Origin of the sequence: Chryseobacterium sp. KLBC 52 (assembly GCF_003347605.1) — a bacterium.
GTDB lineage: Bacteria > Bacteroidota > Bacteroidia > Flavobacteriales > Weeksellaceae > Chryseobacterium.
Genome location: NZ_QDFZ01000006.1, coordinates 1 through 20,114, shown reverse-complemented (window position 1 = coordinate 20,114; position 20,114 = coordinate 1). Strand labels below are relative to the sequence as shown.

General features: G+C 37.1%; 14 protein-coding genes. 3 read left to right on the top strand and 11 right to left on the bottom strand.

The annotated features are described in order from the left end of the window. Positions 1-35 precede the first annotated feature (35 nt). Complete coding sequence (locus DDF69_RS07650; protein WP_002977212.1) at positions 36-284, top strand: NifU family protein; 249 nt, start codon at positions 36-38, stop codon at positions 282-284. A 183-nt stretch (positions 285-467) separates the two neighbouring features. Here DDF69_RS07650 and DDF69_RS07645 read toward each other — a convergent pair whose 3' ends face one another. From DDF69_RS07645 to ppk1, 9 genes are all read right to left on the bottom strand, one after another. Continuing rightward, on the bottom strand, positions 468-1,448 hold the full coding sequence (locus DDF69_RS07645; protein ID WP_114820271.1) for a hypothetical protein: 981 nt from the start codon (positions 1,446-1,448) through the stop codon (positions 468-470). A gap of 402 nt (positions 1,449-1,850) precedes the next feature. Further along, positions 1,851-2,045: a barstar family protein gene (locus DDF69_RS22495; protein WP_114820270.1), complete on the bottom strand. Its 195-nt coding sequence runs from the start codon at positions 2,043-2,045 to the stop codon at positions 1,851-1,853. 148 nt (positions 2,046-2,193) lie between these two features. Continuing rightward, positions 2,194-2,586: a DUF3060 domain-containing protein gene (locus DDF69_RS07635; RefSeq protein ID WP_114820269.1), complete on the bottom strand. Its 393-nt coding sequence runs from the start codon at positions 2,584-2,586 to the stop codon at positions 2,194-2,196. Between the two features lie 93 nt (positions 2,587-2,679). Next, a complete protein-coding gene (locus DDF69_RS07630) occupies positions 2,680-3,507 on the bottom strand; it encodes an SIR2 family NAD-dependent protein deacylase (protein WP_114820268.1) in 828 nt (275 codons plus the stop codon). A 99-nt stretch (positions 3,508-3,606) separates the two neighbouring features. Next, positions 3,607-6,645: a choice-of-anchor I family protein gene (locus DDF69_RS07625; RefSeq protein WP_114820267.1), complete on the bottom strand. Its 3,039-nt coding sequence runs from the start codon at positions 6,643-6,645 to the stop codon at positions 3,607-3,609. A gap of 141 nt (positions 6,646-6,786) precedes the next feature. After that, positions 6,787-6,936 (bottom strand): hypothetical protein, encoded by a 150-nt coding sequence (locus tag DDF69_RS22025; RefSeq protein ID WP_156106575.1) that lies wholly within the window; start codon positions 6,934-6,936, stop codon positions 6,787-6,789. Continuing rightward, complete coding sequence (locus DDF69_RS07620; protein ID WP_114820467.1) at positions 6,933-7,586, bottom strand: NAD-dependent epimerase/dehydratase family protein; 654 nt, start codon at positions 7,584-7,586, stop codon at positions 6,933-6,935. The genes DDF69_RS22025 and DDF69_RS07620 overlap by 4 nt, the downstream gene beginning before the upstream one ends. Before the next feature lie 321 nt (positions 7,587-7,907). Continuing rightward, on the bottom strand, positions 7,908-8,792 hold the full coding sequence (locus tag DDF69_RS07615; RefSeq protein WP_114820266.1) for an exopolyphosphatase: 885 nt from the start codon (positions 8,790-8,792) through the stop codon (positions 7,908-7,910). Next, positions 8,789-10,861, bottom strand: a complete 2,073-nt coding sequence (ppk1, locus tag DDF69_RS07610) for a polyphosphate kinase 1 (RefSeq protein ID WP_114820265.1) — start codon at positions 10,859-10,861, stop codon at positions 8,789-8,791. The genes DDF69_RS07615 and ppk1 overlap by 4 nt, the downstream gene beginning before the upstream one ends. A gap of 461 nt (positions 10,862-11,322) precedes the next feature. On the opposite strand from ppk1, the gene dnaK reads away from it, so the two are divergent. Together dnaK and DDF69_RS07600 are read left to right on the top strand one after the other, a co-directional pair. Continuing rightward, on the top strand, positions 11,323-13,218 hold the full coding sequence (gene dnaK, locus DDF69_RS07605) for a molecular chaperone DnaK (protein WP_114820264.1): 1,896 nt from the start codon (positions 11,323-11,325) through the stop codon (positions 13,216-13,218). A gap of 324 nt (positions 13,219-13,542) precedes the next feature. Further along, positions 13,543-14,892 carry a helix-turn-helix transcriptional regulator gene (locus DDF69_RS07600; protein ID WP_162800886.1) on the top strand — a complete coding sequence of 450 codons (1,350 nt, stop codon included), beginning with the start codon at positions 13,543-13,545 and terminating at the stop codon, positions 14,890-14,892. A 406-nt stretch (positions 14,893-15,298) separates the two neighbouring features. On the opposite strand, the gene DDF69_RS07595 is transcribed toward DDF69_RS07600, so the two are convergent. Beyond that, positions 15,299-17,176 carry a hypothetical protein gene (locus tag DDF69_RS07595; RefSeq protein WP_114820262.1) on the bottom strand — a complete coding sequence of 626 codons (1,878 nt, stop codon included), beginning with the start codon at positions 17,174-17,176 and terminating at the stop codon, positions 15,299-15,301. Positions 17,177-17,913: 737 nt separating this feature from the next. Beyond that, a complete protein-coding gene (locus DDF69_RS07590) occupies positions 17,914-19,845 on the bottom strand; it encodes a hypothetical protein (RefSeq protein WP_114820261.1) in 1,932 nt (643 codons plus the stop codon). Positions 19,846-20,114: the final 269 nt, after the last annotated feature.

The window sequence follows — 20,114 nt, the reverse complement described above, 5'->3', positions numbered from 1 at the left end:
TAAAATTTGAAAAAACCGAATTGAACTGAAGAAATATGGAAACAAACATAACGCACGAAGATACAGTAACAAGAGTAATGGAAGCTCTGGAAAGCATCAGACCGTTTTTGAATAAAGACGGTGGTGATATTGAGCTTATTGATGTGAAAGATAATCAGGTGTTTGTGAAACTTTTAGGTAACTGTTCCGGATGTTCATTGAACTTTTCAACCTTGAAACTGGGTGTTGAAAATACAATCAAGCAACATGCTCCGGAAATCGAAAAGGTAATCAACGTAGAGTAAAATTATATCTGAGATATTTTTAAAAAGACAGGCTTTTTTTAAGGCCTGTCTTTTTATTTGCTTTAATACCAATACGTTTGGTTACGCTTAGTGACCAAACCTGACGGGTTTTTAAAACCCGTCAGGTTTCATAAATTAATTTATAATTGAGGTTTGGGCATATTTTCAAGAAATAAATATAAATTATAATCCTGCGGGAGGTGAAGCTGCTGCTCCGCTATTGGCTCCACCTAAGTTTTGAGACACTGGTGTAAGCGTTTTAAGGATACTATTATTGATAACAAGACAATAGATTGTCCAGGTTCCATTGATTCCGCCCGGAGGAGCTGTGGATAAGTAATCAGCTGCTAGACGCCATGTTCCACCTGCGGTAAAAGCAAACACATTTGCAGGAGCATAAGTAGCAGGTGTCACTGTATTATTAGTATTTAAAGAGTTGTTAAAACTATTTCCTACTACTGTCACAGTATAATCTGTAGTGCTTATTTTGGTGTCATAATTAGCAATCCAGTCTCCCTGGACATTGGATATTGTATAAACAATATAATTGATCGTCGCAGTATTTCCGGTAGATGAAACAGCAAGTTTCACCTCTCCGGTAGTATTATCTCTTACTAAGGTAGAAACATTGGTTGATGAATTTGAATTCACAACAGTTCCAATTCTCAGATTACCATTAATATCCAATTTAGTGGTAGGTCCGGAAGTTCCAACTCCAATTCTGTCATTCTGTGTATCTACTGAAAAAGTAGTGCCGTCAATAGTAAATTGATTAACACTGGGCGTGCTTGCTGTAAAAGATAATGTTTTATTAGTCATTGCAACAGTACGGTTTGCTTGTATCGTACCATCTGTATTATATAAACTGGTATCGCTGGGAACAGATGTAATTACTTTTTGCCAGATGGTGCCGTCAAAATAATAGTAACCGGGCGTAGTAACATTGTTTGTTTTTACCGTAAGGGTACCTGTTGTATCCAATACATACACTAATGTACCTGTTTGTGGGGAATTATAGGCCCCATCTTTAGCAATCAGGTCAGCTCTTGATAATCGGGGAGTAATTAATCCCTCGGCAATAGCAGGAGATGTGGCTGTCGTTAATGCTTTAACATCAAGAGTTGCAGTGGGAGAGTTTGTATTGATTCCTCTTGGGAAAAGCATAAGCTAAAGGATAAGCTTAATGAGAGTAATAGTACTTTTTTCATGATTTCTCTGGGTTTGTGTTTTTTAACCGTAAAATGATTTTACTGTCAAATGTGTAATTATTATACAAAGATACAGATAATATGATAAATTAGGTTGAAATTTTTATTTGGAAAAGATCACAAATATGATTTTTTGTAAGCATGATTTTCTTAATAATGAGCAAGATGTAAATCCCCAAATTGTTTCGAAAATTTGTGAGTTTAATGACCCGGTGTACAATTATATCTGAGATATTTTTAAAAGACAGGCCTTTAAAAAAGCCTGTCTTTTTATTTGTATTAATAACAAGAAGTTTGATTAAGCTTAGTGACCAAACCTGACGGGTTTTTAAAACCCGTCAGGTTTCCGATGATAAAATCAGTTCAGGAGAACTTTGATATTATGATCTTCAAAAATCTCAACGATTTGTTTAAACTTTGTTTTCAGTAATTTTTTACTCCTTTTATGATTACGCCAATTCAGTTCTGAGAAGGACTTTATTCCAAAATCTCCACGGAGGCAGTCATCCAAAGAGTATATATTATGTCCGAAGTATCCTGAAGTTCCATTGATTTCCTCACCTAATGTACAGAAAAAACCGTCTTAGCTGTGAAATTCGCTTCCATCAATCTGAATCTTAACATCCTCTCTGATTATTTAAGGTTTACAAGAGTGTAAAGCATACACAAGCCATCCCTGAAGTTCGTCTTTTAGAATATTTTTATTGTTTTACAACTTTGTTTCCTACTCCTTCAATAGAAACATCTGGTTTTCCGGATTTTGTTCCTGAAGTCCTGTAGTAAACGGTGTTATCACCACCTTCCATGGATATTTTGTCCACTTTATCAATGTATACGATATTACCTGTTCCGGAGACTGTAATTTTTTTTGCACTCCCTTTTACCGTAAGCTTGTTATCACCGCCTTCTACCTCAACAACACCTCCGCTGAGAGTATAATTGAGTGTATGTCCTACACCTTCTACATGTACCACTTTATTACCTTCTGTTTTTTCTACGCCTTTGGTAGATTCTGTTTTTCTGGATTGTGAGAAAGCAGTTCCTGTTCCTAGTAACAGGATTACAAGAATTCCTGCAGTTTTAATATTTTTCATTGTGAATTGGGTTTTTGTTCAGGATAAATATAGATATAAAATGCTTTTTTCAAGAATTTTAAAAGTTAAATCATCTTAAATAATGAGATTGATTTAGGAAACTGTTTTTGTAATAATCTCCTTAATCACGTTTAATATTTCGGTAGATTTTTCCCGGATGATTAAAGCATTCTTTTTATTTCTGATCAGATCCGTAAAATGATTATCTTCTGTATTGATATCTACGATGAAGGCTCCATATTTGAGTGCTGTTTCGGCAATGGCAATAGGAAGGCTTGTTGCTCCGGAAGTACCAACAATAAAGAGAATACCACTGTTTTTCGCAATTTTAAGGGCACTGAATTTCTTATTGGTTTTTTCATCATAATATTCATCAAACCATAAAATATTCGGACGCATCCAATGTCCGCAATGAGCACAGGTCAAAAGTTCCTTATCTTTCGCAGTGAGGTCTTCATCCAGATCTTTTCCATTTATTTCCAATGGTAAATTAAGAATCTCTTTACATCCGTTTGAACATTTGATTTCCCGGTTGTTCCCATGAATTTCATAGATTCTTTCGATTCCGGAACGACGATGAAGGTTGTCGATATTCTGGGTAATCAGATGAAATCTGTCCTGAAGCTGGGTTTCAATAGCTACCAGTTCAAAATGACTTTCGTTGGGGGAAGCATTTTCAAACATTTTTTTTCTGAAAAGGGAATATTGCAGAACTTCTTCCGGATGTTGTTTGAAATAACGTAAAGTTCCGAATTCTTCAGGTTTGTGAAACTGGGTTCCTTTTACCCAGATTCCATCTATTCCACGATAGGTAGGAATGCCGCTGTCTGATGAGATTCCTGCACCGGTAAGAAAAGTAAAAAGATTTCGTTTTTCTTTATGCCAGACTTGCTGAATAATATTTTCTAATTGTATTTTCATTGAGGTTATAAAAGTTTAAAACTAATCATTTTTATTCGTAAATAAAAAAGCTCCGGAAAATCCGAAGCTTCAAATAGAATGGTATACTGTAATATATGTTTACTTTATAATGACTCTCCTGATCTGTCCCTCTGACGTTTTTACCAGATAAACTCCTGTAGAAAGAGTAGAAGTATTGATTGTTAAAGCATTCTTTTCCTTTCCGATCAATTTTCCGGACATATCGTACAATTCGTAATCCTGTTTTCTGTTGAAATAAAGCGTATTTCCTTTGTTGACAGGATTTGGGAATATAGTAAAGGTCGCCTGCTCAGTTTTTGTTTCACCTGTTCCAAGCGTAGCTGGTGTAGCGACTTCATACATGGATAGAGTTCCGCTGATTTCATTGGCGATAATCACGTAGCCTTTATTGGTTGTCGTATTTTCGGGAGCAATGTAAATGATTCCTTCAGGACCATTGTCTCCTCCGTATGCTGAAGTAGAACGGGAATGTTTGTAATCTGTAAACGTAGGGTTATTAGGATCCGTAATATTATAAACCATAACACCTCCGGTTCTTTCCAGCGTGATGAAAGCATACGTCTGCCCGTTGATCTTTCCTAATGCTACTCCTTCCGGCTCAGGACCTTTAGCACGGCTTCTGTTTTTAGTACCGTTGGATTCATTATCGGCATTGAAAATCAAAGGGTGATAAGCTGAAATATATCTTTCAAACTGATCTCCGCTGTCATATACAATCTGTTTAGTGTCTGCATTGAAAATAGAGAACGAACGGGCTCCTAAAGCTGCCATTTCTTCAAACTCCGAATCTCCATCCGTATTTCCTGTAGCAGATGAAACCCTGAATCTTCCAAGGTTATAGGAAGCTTTTAGAATATTGGCATTCGGGAACAATACAGGATCTAAAATATAAGTATTTGCGCCCACAGTCGTTCTTTCACTGTATCCTGAAAGATCTTTTTCGTCACCTTCATTAGCCGTTACAATATAGTTGGTGTTTCCTACCTTATAATTTTGTACGGCATCCGGTACATAATACGCTTTTACCGGCCAGTTGGCAATTAAAACTTCTCCATTATTGTCTGAAGCATCAAATCCGTTACCCGGAAGACTCATGTCTTTTTTGCCCAATCCCCAGATTCCTGTGATCGTTTTGGTTGCCAGATTAATCTCAGCAATGGCATTGTTTTCCTGAAGGGTAACCCATGCTTTCTGACTGTCGGCACTGATGGTCACATATTCCGGTTCCAGATCCTGAGAAAGGGTATTATTTGTTCTTACTTTTCTTAAACCGGTAGCTGTTAATGCTGCTACCTGAGAATCAAAACTATTGAAATTAAGAGTCGTTACATTATTTTGGGTAAGATTTCCAACACCTCCGGAAATATCTATAATACTGATGGTTCCTTCAGGATCTACTGTATATGCATCATTAGGTTCACCTTCATTGGCTGTAACTACTTTTGTTCCATCAGGAGAGAATGTTACCATGTCCGGCAAAGCTCCCACAGTTACCTGCTTCAGGAAATTTCCGTTGATGTCAAAAAATACTACAGATCCATTTTGCTGAGGATCAGTATTAGGAGAGGCGGCTGCAATGATTCCGTTTTTCACAGCGATACTTGTGATACCGCCATAAGGAGCCATATTCACTGTTTTTATGACTGAAGGTATTGAAGGATTACTGAAATCAATAATATCAAATACATCCGTGATCGAGCTGATTGTGAATAAACGTTGTGTGGACGGATCATGAACTACAATTTCTGTTGAACTGTTATTATTTCCTGAAGGATCAAAACTTAGAAGGTAATTCAGTTGGATCTGTTGGGAAGGAACCGGAGCCGGCTTGTCATTATCTACAATATAAACCGTTGCAGAATGGTCTCCTGAAATAGTTGCTCCAACAGGATTTTCAAGACTTACCACAAAATATTCTGCCTGTTGTTCTGCCACTGTGTCATCAATAATCGGAATATTGACGGTGTAACTCGTTGTAGATGGAGTGATGTTAATAGTCTGATTGGCCAGTGTAAAATCATTGCTGTCAGTTGTACTGAAAGGTGCTGGTTTTACAACAAGGTTCACCGAAGAGGTTGAAGGATTGGTAATATTGATTTTTAATGCAAGGTTTCCGGCATTTTCATTCACTTTGATGAAATTCTTCTCTAAAGAAATTGCTGTTCCGGCAGTGGTAAAAGTGCTCGAAGTAACAGCTGTTATCCCATTATCACTGAAATCTTCAACCATATTGGGTTTAAGGGCCAGATAATAAGTCTGTCCCGGCACAAGTCCGGAAGCAGGAATTACAGTGATAGTATTGCTACTGAAAGTTGTAGTGAACGGCACTTGTGTACCTGCAGCATTTCCCAGACGGAAATCTACAAGATTCTGTGCATTGGAATTATTGATTGCGGAATTATCTGTTAATCTTACATTTTCATTAAAAGATAACGTAGGATTTACAGTCGTTGAAGCGTTATTAGTACTATTGGCAGGCAGATAAGTGACTGTTGGTGGAGTAGTATCAACGTTTCCCGCAGGAGTGGCATCTACCGTAAAGTTGTCAAAACGGTTATTTCCTCCTGTTCCACCTCCCGTTGCGGAAAATTCTACTTTTAATTTAAAGTTAGGGTTGTTATTGGCTCCCTGTATAGCGGAAAAATCCAATGTAGCCAGTTGCGGATCGGCATCCTGAGGATTCACAGTCTGGAACTGTACATAAGTAGTTCCATCTGTGGAATAAGACCATGTCTGTGTTCCTGCTCCCTGGCCGGATCTTCTGGTAGTGAATTTAACAATGATATTATTATAACCCGTTGTAGGAAGGTTAAACTGTAAAGCTCCTCCAATCGGATTATTAAATCTTAAGTGGGTTCCGGAACCATCACCGTTTCTTGCATTTAAATTTTGCAGGTTAAAATTCTGTCCGGTACCTCCTGCAAAATCAATAACACTTGTCCCTCCGGCTATAGCTGCAAGAGAACCGTTCACCATTGTAGAAGCAGGTGTAGTAACTGTAGCTGCAGAAGTATTATCGTTAAAATTCCAGTAATGGATAAGTGTCTGCCCGAAAAGACCGCTCTGAAAAAAGAATGCGGCAATCACAGACCCTTTTAATAGGTAGTTGTTGATCATTTTTGGATTCAATTAGATGAATACAAAAATGAACTTTATGTTTCGCAACTATTTTAATGTAATTTTAAGAAATGTTTAAAAAATAGGTTTATTTCCGATAAAAGATAAAATTATATTTGATTGAGAAACTATAGAATGAAATTATTTACCTGATTTTCCTGAAAAATTTAAAATCGTTCCTGATTTATTTCCTTCCAAAGGATGTTTCTGCATATAAAAATATCCTGAAACAGCAGTCACAAGCAAGAGTACAAAAATAACCAGAACAATTCTTTTTAACATGTCTCTCATAGCGCTAAATTTTTAATATCTCTAATTTCTAAAGTAGATGTAGGGTATCCTTTTTGTGTCACATTGATCATTGCTCTACCCACTTCGTGTAAAGTTAATGATTTTGACTGAAAAAAAACAGGAAAAATCCAAATAAAAGGTTTAAAAAACCATTTTACATTGATTTGACCCTCAACAGGTTTCATAAATCCGGGACGGAAATTATAAACTCCTCTGAAATTCATTCTTTTCAAATCATTTTCTGTTCTGCCCTTTACACGCGCCCACATCAGTTTTCCACTCTCCGTACTGTCTGTACTTGCCCCGGAAACATAGTTGAATACCATTTCAGGGTTTTGATTCAAAACGGCTTTTGCAAAATGAAGCGTTGTATCGTAAGTAATTTTGGTGTATTCTTCTTCGTTCATACCTATGCTGCTGATGCCGGCACAGAAAAAACAGGCATCATATCCTTTTAATTTTTCATCATTCAGATCGAGCGAAAGAAAGTCTGGAACCAGATACTCTTTCAGCTTGGGATGCACTTTCCCGGAGGGTTTTCTGCTTATGCTCAGGATTTCAGAAACATCTGGATTTTCAAGACATTCCATTAAAATACCTTCGCCTACCATTCCTGTAGCTCCGGTAAGAATTATTTTGATTGGGTTCATTGCTTTGCTATTGATATGGGTATGACGGATGGGCATGGGGTTTTACTTTAAAATTAGGATTTTTTTTAATTAAAAGTAAAAAGTAAAAAGTAAAAAGTAAAAAGTAGTTGTTATTAAAATTCAATAGGGGTGGGCTTTAGCCCGCCTTAAAAAATGAGCCATCTTCCTATTGGCTTTAGCCAAAACTTAATAATAAAGATTGCTTCGTCACGTATGAACCATGTTCGCAGGCCTTCAGCCTGTTCGCAATGACATGGGAAATGTTTTTGAAATAAAAAAGCCAGCTCAAAAATGGCTGGCTTTCAATGGTATTGTTGGCTGTTATTTTTTATGTCGCAGCTGACTGTAAATATTATGGATCAATCCATCTGCTACGGAAATTTTTGGAACAAAAATCTTGTTGATATCAGACCATGACATCACGTTGTTGAAGATACTCAGTGCATGCACCAGTACATCAGCACGGTCTTCTCTAAGGTTATAGTTGGTCATTCTTTCTTCTACGGAAAGTTCATTGAATTCCTTATAAACTTTTTTCAGATGAGACAGAGACATCGGTTTTCCGTCTTTGGTTTTACTCATAGAGAATACTTTGTTGATGTTTCCTCCTGACCCGATGGCAACAATGGGTTTCTTGCTGACAATATTTTTTTTGATCTCATCCTTCATCTCTTTCCAGTTATCCATTGTCACAAGATTATTGAGAAGACGGATCGTTCCGATATTGAAAGATTTTTCGTAAACCATTTTACCATTTTCATAGAAGGTAAGTTCTGTAGAACCTCCACCAACGTCAATATATAGATAGGCAAATTCTTTATCAAGACCTTCTGCTACATGATTTTCATAGATCAGGGTAGCTTCTTCATCACCGGAAATAATTTCGATATTAATTCCTGAGGTATCTTTCACCAGATTGATAATTTCATTACCATTGGCAGCATCACGCATGGCACTGGTAGCACAGGCTCTGTAGTGATCTACTTTGTATATTTTCATCAGGTCACTGAATATTTTCATGGAATCAATGACCATTTTTTCTCTTTCCGGACCTATTTTTCCGATGGTAAAAACATCCATTCCCAGTCTCAGAGGAATTCTGAGAAGGTTGAGCTTGATGAATTCAGGCTTTCTGTTGTTGATCTTTACTTCATTGATAAGAAGGCGGGCTGCATTACTCCCTATGTCTATCGCTGCTATCTTCATTTCTTGCTTGTTTTAGCTTTTAAATATTTATAGGTTTCTATTTGTGATCGGCATTCGTTTTTATCATTTCTTACGTATTCATTGCTCAGCTTTTTGTCTAAAATCCTTGCTTTTACGTTATCTTTAAGTTGGATATCCAGAATATCTTTTAATTCCTTCTTAAGATTCTTATCAGTGATTTTAGCGGCTGCTTCAATTCTGTAATCCAGGTTTCTGGTCATCCAGTCTGCGGAAGAAATGTACATATCTTCAGCCCCCTTATTGTAAAAATACATAACTCTGGCATGTTCCAGGTATTCGTCTACAATACTGATAGCTTTTATTTTTTCTTTAAACTCCTTTTGATTGACGGCACAATAGATTCCTCTTACAATCATTCTGGTCACTACTCCGGCTTTGGCAGCTTCATATATTTTTTCAATCAGAGAACGGTCACTCATAGAGTTGACTTTAACAATGATCTCCGCTTTTCGCCCAGCCTTAGCTTCTTCTATTTCTTTATCAATATGGTGAACAATCTTTTCACGCATAAACTGAGGGCAAACTAATAAATTTTTACAAGTTTTCAAAACAGGAATAAAGTCATCTTTCGGTTTTTTCAATACATTGAAGACTTTATTGATATCTGCCATAATGCCACGGTCTGCAGTCAGCAGCAGGTGATCCCCATATATTCTGGCTGTTTTTTCGTTGAAATTTCCTGTACTTACAAAGCCATATTGTATGGTTTTATTGTGTGCTCTCTTTTTGATGACACAAAGTTTGGCGTGTACTTTTTTATTAGGAATTCCTACAAGCACGGTAATTCCTTCCGGTTCCAGCATGTCTTTCCACTCCAGATTGGATTCTTCATCAAATCTTGCCTGCAATTCCAGCATTACAGTCACTTCTTTACCATTTCTGGCCGCGTAGATCAGAGCATTGATGATTTTTGAACTGCTTGCCAGGCGGTATGCTGTAATTTGTATTGATTTTACATCCGGATCCATAGCGGCTTCACGGAGAAGATCAATCACCGGATTGTACTTGTGGTAAGGGAAGGTAAGGAGTACATCTTCTTTTAAAATAACATCAGTTACCCTTTCCCCATGTTCAAACGCCTGATGCGTAAAAGAAGTTCTTTCCACAGGTCTTTCATACTTTTCAAAAACATCAGGAAAATCCATGAAATGTTTGAAATTATGAATTTTTCCTCCGGGAATGATGCTGTCTTTTTTGGTTAAGTTAAGTTTTCTGATAAGGAGTTCCAGCAAAGCTTTATCCATATCTTTATCAAAAACAAAACGGGTAGGCTTTCCCTTTCTTCTGTTTTTAAGTCCTTTTTCTATTTTTTCTGCAAAATTGGTTCTGATGTCATTATCCAGATCCAGTTCGGCATCTTTTGTTACTTTAAAAGCATTGGCTGCAAATTCATCATATCCGAAATAAGAGAAAATGTGCGGAAGGTTAAAGGTAATCACATCTTCCAGCAACATGACATTTTTTTCTTCCGGATCTTCCGTTGGCAGCAATACGAATCTTCCCACAAAACGGGAAGGAATTTCAATAATGGCATAATTGCTGGAATACTGCCAGTCTTTTTTTCTCATGGCCACTCCCAGATAAAGACTTTTGTCTCTCAGATAAGGCATAGGAGTATTTTCATGAAGAAGAATCGGAATCACATTGGATTCTACCACTTCATCGAAATATTGTCTGACAAATTCTTTTTGTTTTGCAGTCAGATTTTTGGCATTCTTAATAAAAACTTTATGGTCGGCCATTTCGGTCTGGATTTTTTTCCAGGTTTTATCGAAATTCAGCTGTTGTTTCATCACAACTTCATTAATTCGCTGAAGGATTTTGGAGGGTGGCTGGTAGAAAGATTCAGCAATCACTTTTTCCTTAAAATCCATGGCACGCTTTAATCCGGCAACACGTACTCTGAAAAATTCATCTAAATTGTTGGAGAAAATTCCAAGGAAACGAATTCTTAAATGTAAGGGAACTTTTTCATCCATAGCTTCCTGCAAAACTCTTTCATTAAAGGCAAGCCATGTGATATCTCGTGGATTAAAGTGTATTGACATTCTAAATGTGTATATTTTATCAAAAATAATCATTAGTAAAGACTCTTCCTCTATTTCTTAGGTTAAACTTTGATTAATTTTTAAAGATTGGTGAATTAATCTGTTGGATTAATAATAATCATATTGATAATCAATGTGTTTTTACGGTATTGATATTAATGAGATCTTCTTTTTATGAAGAAAATGATAGACTCTTTACGATGAGCTACGATCATTTATGGCATCTATATATAGAAAGCTGCAAGAAAAAAATTAAATAACTTTGAAAATACCAGATGGCTTATTTATGGCATTCTGATAAAATCTTGTAGGAAATAATTTCCATATTACATCATATAAAACCCCATTTTATCGAGGTTTTTGTTTTTATTGTGTCATTTTGTCATAATTTCCCGAATGGTACAGATATTGAGAAATTGAGAGTGTAAATTAAATTAAAAATAGAAAAAATATAAAATATTATGAGTAAAATAATTGGAATTGACTTAGGAACAACCAACTCTTGTGTTGCTGTAATGGAGGGTAAAGACCCTGTTGTTATTCCTAACGCAGAAGGTAAGAGAACTACTCCTTCTATCGTAGCTTTTACGGAAGATGGAGAAAGAAAAGTAGGTGATCCTGCAAAAAGACAAGCTGTAACGAATCCAACGAAAACTGTTTACTCTATCAAAAGATTTATCGGAACTCACTTTAAAGATGATGCTTCTGAAATCACAAGAGTACCTTATAAAGTAGTTGCCGGACCAAACGATACAGTAAAAGTAAAAATCGACGATAGAGAATATACTCCACAGGAAATTTCTGCAATGACGCTTCAGAAAATGAAGAAAACTGCTGAAGATTATCTTGGACAGGAAGTAACAAGAGCGGTAATTACTGTTCCTGCATACTTCAACGATGCACAAAGACAAGCTACTAAAGAAGCAGGTGAAATTGCAGGTCTTAAAGTAGAAAGAATTATCAACGAGCCTACAGCTGCAGCATTAGCTTACGGTCTTGATAAAAACCATAAAGATCAGAAAATCGCGGTATATGACCTTGGTGGTGGTACTTTCGATATCTCTATCCTTGATCTGGGAGACGGTGTATTCGAAGTATTGTCTACAAACGGTGATACGCACTTAGGAGGTGATGACTTTGATGATGTGATCATCAACTGGATGGCTGACGAGTTCAAAGCTGAAGAAGGTGTAGATTTAAAAGCTGACGCAATCGCTCTTCAAAGATTAAAAGAAGCTGCTGAAAAAGCGAAAATTGAATTATCTTCTTCTCCTCAGACTGAGATCAACTTGCCATATATCACAGCTACTGCTACAGGTCCTAAACACTTAGTGAAGACTTTAACAAAAGCTAAATTCGAGCAATTATCTGCTGATCTTGTAAGAAGATCTATGGAGCCTGTTGCTAAAGCATTAAAAGATGCTGGTTTATCAACTTCTGATATCGACGAAGTAATCCTGGTAGGTGGTTCTACAAGAATCCCGATCATCCAGGAAGAAGTAGAAAAATTCTTCGGTAAAAAACCATCTAAAGGAGTAAACCCGGATGAGGTTGTAGCTATTGGTGCAGCAATCCAGGGAGGTGTATTGACAGGTGATGTAAAAGATGTATTATTACTTGACGTTACTCCACTTTCTTTAGGTATCGAAACAATGGGTTCTGTATTCACAAAACTTATTGAAGCGAACACTACCATCCCAACTAAAAAATCTGAAGTATTCTCTACAGCTTCTGACAACCAGCCAGCAGTAAGCATCAGAGTAGGACAGGGGGAAAGACCAATGTTCAATGATAATAAGGAAATCGGTAGATTCGATCTTCAGGATATCCCACCAGCACCAAGAGGAGTTCCTCAAATTGAAGTAACATTCGATATTGATGCTAACGGTATCCTAAGCGTATCTGCTAAAGATAAAGGAACTGGTAAAGAACAGTCTATCAAAATCCAGGCTTCTTCAGGTCTTTCTGACGAAGAAATCGAAAGAATGAAGAAAGAAGCTCAGGAAAACTCTGCAGCGGATGCTAAGAGAAAAGAAGAAGTTGAAATCTTCAATAAAGCAGACGGATTAATCTTCCAGACTGAGAAGCAATTGAAAGAATTCGGTGAGAAACTTTCTGCTGACAAAAAAGCAGCCATAGAAACAGCTCATGCAGAATTAAAAACAGCTTTCGAAGCTAAAAATGCTGATGACGTAAAAGCTAAAACTGAAGCGTTAGATGCAGCATGGATGGCCGCTTCTGAAGAATTATACGCAGCTGGTCAGCAGCCAGGTGCTGATGCAGCAGGTGCTCAGAACCCTGGTGGAAACGCCGGAGCTGAAGATGTACAGGATGCAGACTTCGAAGAAGTAAAATAAGTATTGTTTTAATAAATAATATATAATCTAAAGCCGCTTTAAACCAACGTTTAAAGCGGCTTTTTTACGTATATGCTTTTAGTATATGCTTTAATAAATCAATATGGTTTCGAAAAATATTTATATATGTAAAATATGTTCTGTATTTAATTAATTTAATGTTTTTTTATGAAATTATTTTTATTTTAGCATGTCATGAAATGCTTTCAATCCATATTTCAATTTTTATTTACAGTTGGGCTTTTTTTCTCATCTATACTGCTGTTTCCCCAGGATCTTAAGTATAAAAAGTATGATTCAATTCTTTTGAATACCCCTAAAGAAATGGGGAAAAAGAATATTCCCAGAGAAAAAATTATTCTTTGGAATAAGGGGATGCTGGAAAAAATGGAAAAAGAAAATTATGCGAGGGGAATTATTTGGGCTCACATTAATATTGCCAATCAATGCTGGAATTTAGGAAATGGAGAAGAAAGTATAAAAAACCTGAATATAGCAGAAAGTCTGCTGCATGAAAACGAAGGTGATATCGATTTTTTTACAATTGCTAAGCTTTATCAGGAATATTCACAGGCTTATTATACCATGAAACTGTACGATACAGGTCTGAAGTATAATTCTAAAGGATGCTATTATGGAAATAAAATTGAGGATAAGGATAGAAAGGGTAAATTTTTATCTTACGTGTATACTACAAGAGCTGATTTTCTTTATGAAAAAAAAGATCTGGATTCTGCGCTCTATTATTTAAAACAATCTTCTCTATTATATGAAAGTTTAAATACAACCTCTCAAATTGCCAATCATTATATCGAATATCAGCCCAGCCAGAATGCCGCTAAAACCTATCTCGAGCAGGGCATGGATATCATAAACAAAAAGAAACATGGACCCAATAGTTATCAGATATCTGTTTTTTACTATTACTATGCACAATATTTTTTTAAAGAAAAAAATTATGAAAAGGCAATCGTATATTTAGATAAAGCTCTTGAATACAATAAAAAATTAACAAATATTGGGCATTCTGAAAATATATATAAGCTTTTAATATCATGCTATAAAAACTCCGGTAATTTAGAAAAGGAGAAAGAATATCTGGAGTATTATATAAAATTAAAAGACAGTCTGGAAAACTCACAAACCAAAGGAGTAGAGCTGTCTATCAAAACAATTGAAAAAGAAAAAACAGAAGAAAAAAAAGCGCTTAAAAAAACGATATTTATCTATAGCAGCATTGTTATTGCTATAGGGTTGGTATTACTGGCTTATTTATATTATCAGAATAATAAAAAGAAGAAAGTGATCCTAGAAAGCAAAGAAATCATTTCCAGAAAAGAAGATGAAACCAAAGTGCTGGAGAGAAGAATTTCAGGAGTACATGAAGACTTAATTCAGTTGGCTAAAAATAATGATATTAGTTTTTTGGAAAAGTTTCATGAAGTGTATCCGAATGTTTCTCAAAAACTATTGGCAATTAATCCCGATTTAACTAAAGACAATCTGATGTTCTGTGCTTTAATCTGGCTAGGTTTCTCTTCCAAAGATATCGCTGAGTTTACTTTTATGCAGCACAGATCCGTACAAATAAAGAAAAGCAGATTGAGAAAAAAACTCAACCTCGGATCAGACGTAGACCTCTATCAATTTCTTAAGTCTCTGATAGATAATTGACAGGGCTTATATCTGTTTTTACATATTTAGTAATCGGTTTCGGTTGATGTAAAGCTTCTATCATCTTGTATTTGCTTTTTACCTTTTCAAGGGATCTGGTATAAATTTATCCTCAAAAGTAAAACCCAATAGCCTCTTATAAAGTGATTAACCTATCCGTTTTTTAATAATCATAACCTCTGCAGTTCAGTCTCATAACGCTTAAAGATTTCAGTCAGTATTCGGGTTGTCACCCTGAGCCTGTCGAAGTGTTATCAATAAGAAAACCTTTGTTAATTATCAATCCCGGCTATTTAGTACAGGGATAATAAGTTTAAATACTATATTTATTGAATTGATCCAATAAAAAAGGCCTCTTGAAGTTTCCTTCAAAAGACCTTTATACTAATTATTAACCTTTTTTGTATTAATTATCTTTAGCGAAAGCGGTAGCTGCCATTGAAGCTTTACCCCAGTTAAAATTAGCTCCTGAAGATGCCCACATATTAAACCTAACCGGATAAGTTGTATTTTCAACATACCCATTTAAAGTATAGGTTATTGTAACAGGAGAAGCACTGGTATTGTTATAGGTCTCATTAAATTTTCCAGCGATAGAAACCATTTGAGAAGATGTAGTTCCGTCAGGAATAGTATATTTTCTTGAACCCTCTGGTGCTTCTGTACCATTTCTGAGAAAGCGCACTCCATAAAATCCACGGATAGGTGTTGAACCATTATATGAAACTGTAGTACCTGCCGGAACGCTATAGTCTACAACAATTTTAGCAGTGCTGTTAGCTGGAATGGTAACTGAAACAGACATTCCCAGATTAAGATTATCTATAATAACGCCAGGACCTACAAAATTCTGGTCTACCGGAGATGTTGCCGATGTACTGAAAACTCCTAAAAGCAGATAATCAGTTGTCTGAGGGGCTAATTTATCCCATTTTGGGGCTCCGGAAGTTCCTGAATTAGTATAAACTCCTTCTCCATAGGGAGTTAATGCTGTATTGGTATTATAAACCATCAGCCCTTTCGCAGGAGAGGGAATGGTAGTACCATCTGTGCCTGATGTTAATGATACTCTGGGTGGTAAAAAACCTCTGTTGGTCGCACTAAGATCAAGCAAAGCTGAGTTATCAGGAGCATTGGTACCTACCCCTACATTTCCCCCCACCGGGTTCAGTGTCAAAGGAAGTGCGGCTGAAGATGTTTTGTTATGGCTGGAAATATAAGATCCAAAGGGAGCATTGGTATAGGTTCCGAAATCCAAAGAATGGCTGGTACTTCCATCCACTCTAAATGTAGCATTGGTACTGGCTGTACCTAATGCTGAGGGCTGGGCATTGGTTCCTGCTACCACCAGCTTATTGGTAGGGGTAGTGGTGCCAATCCCAACACGATCATTGGCTGCATCTACTGATAAGGTACTTCCATCTACAGAAAATGCATTGGCCTGTGTTCCTGTAAATGCTAAGGTATTAGCTCCCTGGGTTACCGTTCTGTTACCGGTAAGTGTACCGTCTGCGGTATAGATATTAACCGGAGTGGCTCCTACAGATCCGCCATCCGTAGACCTCCATCCTGAATTACTGTATACATATTCCAAAGCTTTGCCATTAGGAATGGTAACCCCACTCAATGAGGCACCAAAACCTCCTGTTGTGTTGTTATAGACGATAATTCGCTGACCTGCATTAGGGGCAGCAGGTGCAGTAACCGTAACTGTTGCCGTAGCAGCACCGGTAAGCTGTACCTGGCTGACATTGGCAGGAATAGTAACAGCATTACCCGCAACAGCTAAAGCAGTTTCACGGTTGGTAATCGCTCCGTTCACATCCAGAGTTGTTCCGGGAGAGTCTATAGCAATCCCTACATTTCCTCCTACAGGGTTTAATACTAAAGGAAGACCTGCGGCAGCCGTTTTGTTCTGACTTGAAATATAGGATCCAAAAGGAGAATTGGTATAGGTTCCGAAATCCAGGGCATGGTTGGTATTTCCATCAACTCTAAGTGCGGCATTGGTAGTAACGGTACCCAATGCTGAGGGCTGCGCATTAACACCTGTTACCACCAGTTTATTAGTAGGTGATACTGTGCCCACTCCCACATTGCCGTTAGATGTTACCACAAAGTCGTCCGTAGCCTGAGCTGTACTGGGTACCCCTGTTGTCGGATTATTTTTTAATCCGTCAATATTAAATATCCCCTGAGGATTACTGGTATTAATCCCCACTTGTGATTTTGCCACCAGAGAAAAGGTGGTCAACAAGCCTGCTAGTAATAAATTTTTTTTCATAATATATAAGAAATTAAGATTAAAATAAATTAAACTTCTTTTTTTGAGGGCTTCATTATATCAATAAAGTATCCTTTACATTCTATTGATTGTCATGAATTTTTTGTGTTCCATCGTTTTATATTCTATCAATCCCGTTATTAGTTTTTTTAAGCTGGGTTGAATTGGTATTTTGTTTTTCGTACCATTATCTCAATTATTAAAACAAAATAATATTCATAAAATCCTTAACAAAAATAAATTTATTTCAGCTTGTAATATGTTTTTGAAATACATCATGCATACAACATAGGTACATCATACGTATATTTTAAATACATCTTTTGGTTTTAAATGGTGTATTTTTTACATTGTTTTATCATTGTTTCGTGAAATAATTAATTAATATTTATTTTGTGTTTTTTTATTTAAATCATAGAATGTAGTGTCTAAAATGCCTGGTGAAAGGCTCTGGATCACTACTGAAAGAAATTTATTTACTTTTTTTAAAGAATAGGATTCTATAGACTCGTTGACAATGATGGTGTCATAGAGGATACATTTACAACATGAAAATACTGTCTTCCTTTATACAATAATTACTTGCGCGGTGTAAGTCTGAAATGAGTAAGATGGATGATCATGTGGCGCTCAGATCGTAATAATCAATCAGGCTTAATAAAAAAATACTCCCCAAAATATTTTTGAGGAGCATTTGATCAGGAATATATTCCGCTTGACTTACATCTTTGTTACTACTAAGGAACTGGGGATGCTGCTGCTGCTCCGGTATTGCTGCCTCCAAGGTTATAGCTATCAGTACTCAGAGTGGTCATTTGTTCGTTGGAAATGATCAGTACTCTGATTCCCCATGCGAATGAACTGCCTGATGTAGTAGTTGCGTTAGGAACATCAGCATAAATCCTCCACGTACCATTTTGCTGGAAAGTATAAATATCCGGTGCCTGAAAATCAAAATTAGTGGAAGCATTTTTAAAGCCGGCAGTGATCTGACTGTGATTATTACTATCAAATCCCACCACAATAGCCGTATAGGAAGAAACAGGTATTTTGGTATCAAAATTAGCAATGAAATCCCCGTTCGGGTTTGTAAAAGTATAGTATTTAAAATACATTTTTGAAACCGGGCCTATTTTCCCCCAATCCGGGGCTGCCGGAGTCCCTCCGTTATAATAAACTCCCGTGCCCTGAGGTGACATGGATGAATTGTTATTATAGACCATAAGTCCGGTGGCCGGGGAAGGAACAGTACTGGCATCGGATGTGGATGACAGGGATACTCTAGGCAATAAAAGGCCTTTATTGGTGGCATTGAGATCCAGCAAAGCTGAACTATCCGGAGTATTGATTCCTACACCTATATTCCCTGCAGGAGTAATGGTCATTTTTGCACCGTTATTGGCCATCAGATTCAGATTATTTGGAGTAGTGGTTCCCACATAACCAACTCCTCCTCCGATATACGTTTTCAGATTCACTGTACCATTGGTATGATTTATACCAAAACTATTATCCGGGGTACTCACTGTCAGTTTGGTATCAGGTGCTGCAGTACCAAGCCCTACACGGTCATTGGCCGCATCTACTGATAAAGTAGTTCCATCTACAGAAAAAGCATTGGTCTGCGTTCCTGTAAATGCAAGGGTATTAGCTCCCTGGGTAACAGTACGGTTTCCGGTCAGAGATCCATCCGTGTTATAAATATTGGTAGATGCAGGTGCAGCTGGCAACACCTTCCATGTTGCCACTCCATTGGCATCGGAGGTTAAGACTTTATCTGTGCCCTGTGTGCCGTCTACAATTTTCAAAGCTCCGCTTGTACCTGATTCAATCTGGAGTTTATTGGTAGGGTTTGTTGTCCCGATACCCACATTTCCGGAAGATTTGATCGTAAGTCTTGCTGCATAATCTGTAGCATTTCTTGTGGAAAACTGTAACCCTGCATAGCTGTTGGCTGCATCACGGTCAATCCCTGTAATGCTGGCCCCGGAAAGTCCTGTTTCGGATGTTGATGGGATAAATCCTATTTCACCAAACTGCCCGCCGGTACCATTTAAATTATAGAGCGTAATATTTCTTGCTATTCCCTGCAGACATGCAGCACCACAATTTTCAATTCCCGCAGAAATGGTACTGGTCGTAGCTCCCGGACTGTTTTGAACAGACAGGGATGAAGCAGGGGCTATAGTACCGACTCCCACTCTGCTATTCGCGGCATCTACGGAGAAATTTTTCCCGTTTACTGAAAATGCATTGGTTTGTGTTCCTGTAAATGCTAAGGTATTGGCTCCCTGGGTTACCGTTCTGTTACCGGTAAGGGTGCCATCTGCGTTATAAATATTAACGGGAGTGCTCAGTTTGGTCCATACAGTACCATTATAATAATAATAGCCCACAGTATCAATATTCACGGCAGTACCCGAGGTGGTACCTGTAGCGATACTGTTTACATAAATTAATGTGGATACCGGAACTGCGGCCATACTCTGAGCTTTTTGTCTGTCTACTCTTGGAATAAGCAGTCCTTCAACTGAAGAACCTGTACCTGTACTGCTTTTAGCAGTTACATCCAGAGTTGCGGTAGGTGTTGCGGTATTAATACCCACCTGCGATTTTGCTACGATAGAAAAAGTGGTGAGCAATCCCGCGAGTAATAGGTTTTTTTTCATAATGTGTAATAATTGATTAGTATTTTCTTTGTATTAATTGTTTTATAAAGGGAAGCAGAAGCTTCTTATAGATTGAGAAGTTATGGCATAAATAGCATAAACTTATCTGTGTTCTTATTTGTTGATTGCAGGGGGCAAAGATAGTGCCTGGTGCGGTGTGTGGCTTATATCGGAGGTACAACATATATACATCTATCATACATCATATGTACATTTTCTGTTGATAAAATGAAGAATATCACGAAAAATTGTTGATAAATTAAATCACT

What these genes read in the sequence shown, in the direction of transcription:
- DDF69_RS07615 (WP_114820266.1), bottom strand. Translation starts at nt 8,792, where the DNA reads ATGAAGATAGCAGCGATAGACATAGGGAGTAATGCAGCCCGCCTTCTT.
- ppk1 (WP_114820265.1), bottom strand. Translation starts at nt 10,861, where the DNA reads ATGTCAATACACTTTAATCCACGAGATATCACATGGCTTGCCTTTAAT.
- DDF69_RS07625 (WP_114820267.1), bottom strand. Translation starts at nt 6,645, where the DNA reads ATGATCAACAACTACCTATTAAAAGGGTCTGTGATTGCCGCATTCTTT.
- DDF69_RS07645 (WP_114820271.1), bottom strand. Translation starts at nt 1,448, where the DNA reads ATGCTTTTCCCAAGAGGAATCAATACAAACTCTCCCACTGCAACTCTT.
- DDF69_RS07595 (WP_114820262.1), bottom strand. Translation starts at nt 17,176, where the DNA reads ATGAAAAAAAATTTATTACTAGCAGGCTTGTTGACCACCTTTTCTCTG.
- DDF69_RS07635 (WP_114820269.1), bottom strand. Translation starts at nt 2,586, where the DNA reads ATGAAAAATATTAAAACTGCAGGAATTCTTGTAATCCTGTTACTAGGA.
- dnaK (WP_114820264.1), top strand. Translation starts at nt 11,323, where the DNA reads ATGAGTAAAATAATTGGAATTGACTTAGGAACAACCAACTCTTGTGTT.
- DDF69_RS07620 (WP_114820467.1), bottom strand. Translation starts at nt 7,586, where the DNA reads ATGAACCCAATCAAAATAATTCTTACCGGAGCTACAGGAATGGTAGGC.
- DDF69_RS07650 (WP_002977212.1), top strand. Translation starts at nt 36, where the DNA reads ATGGAAACAAACATAACGCACGAAGATACAGTAACAAGAGTAATGGAA.
- DDF69_RS07590 (WP_114820261.1), bottom strand. Translation starts at nt 19,845, where the DNA reads ATGAAAAAAAACCTATTACTCGCGGGATTGCTCACCACTTTTTCTATC.
- DDF69_RS07630 (WP_114820268.1), bottom strand. Translation starts at nt 3,507, where the DNA reads ATGAAAATACAATTAGAAAATATTATTCAGCAAGTCTGGCATAAAGAA.
- DDF69_RS22025 (WP_156106575.1), bottom strand. Translation starts at nt 6,936, where the DNA reads ATGAGAGACATGTTAAAAAGAATTGTTCTGGTTATTTTTGTACTCTTG.
- DDF69_RS07600 (WP_162800886.1), top strand. Translation starts at nt 13,543, where the DNA reads ATGGGGAAAAAGAATATTCCCAGAGAAAAAATTATTCTTTGGAATAAG.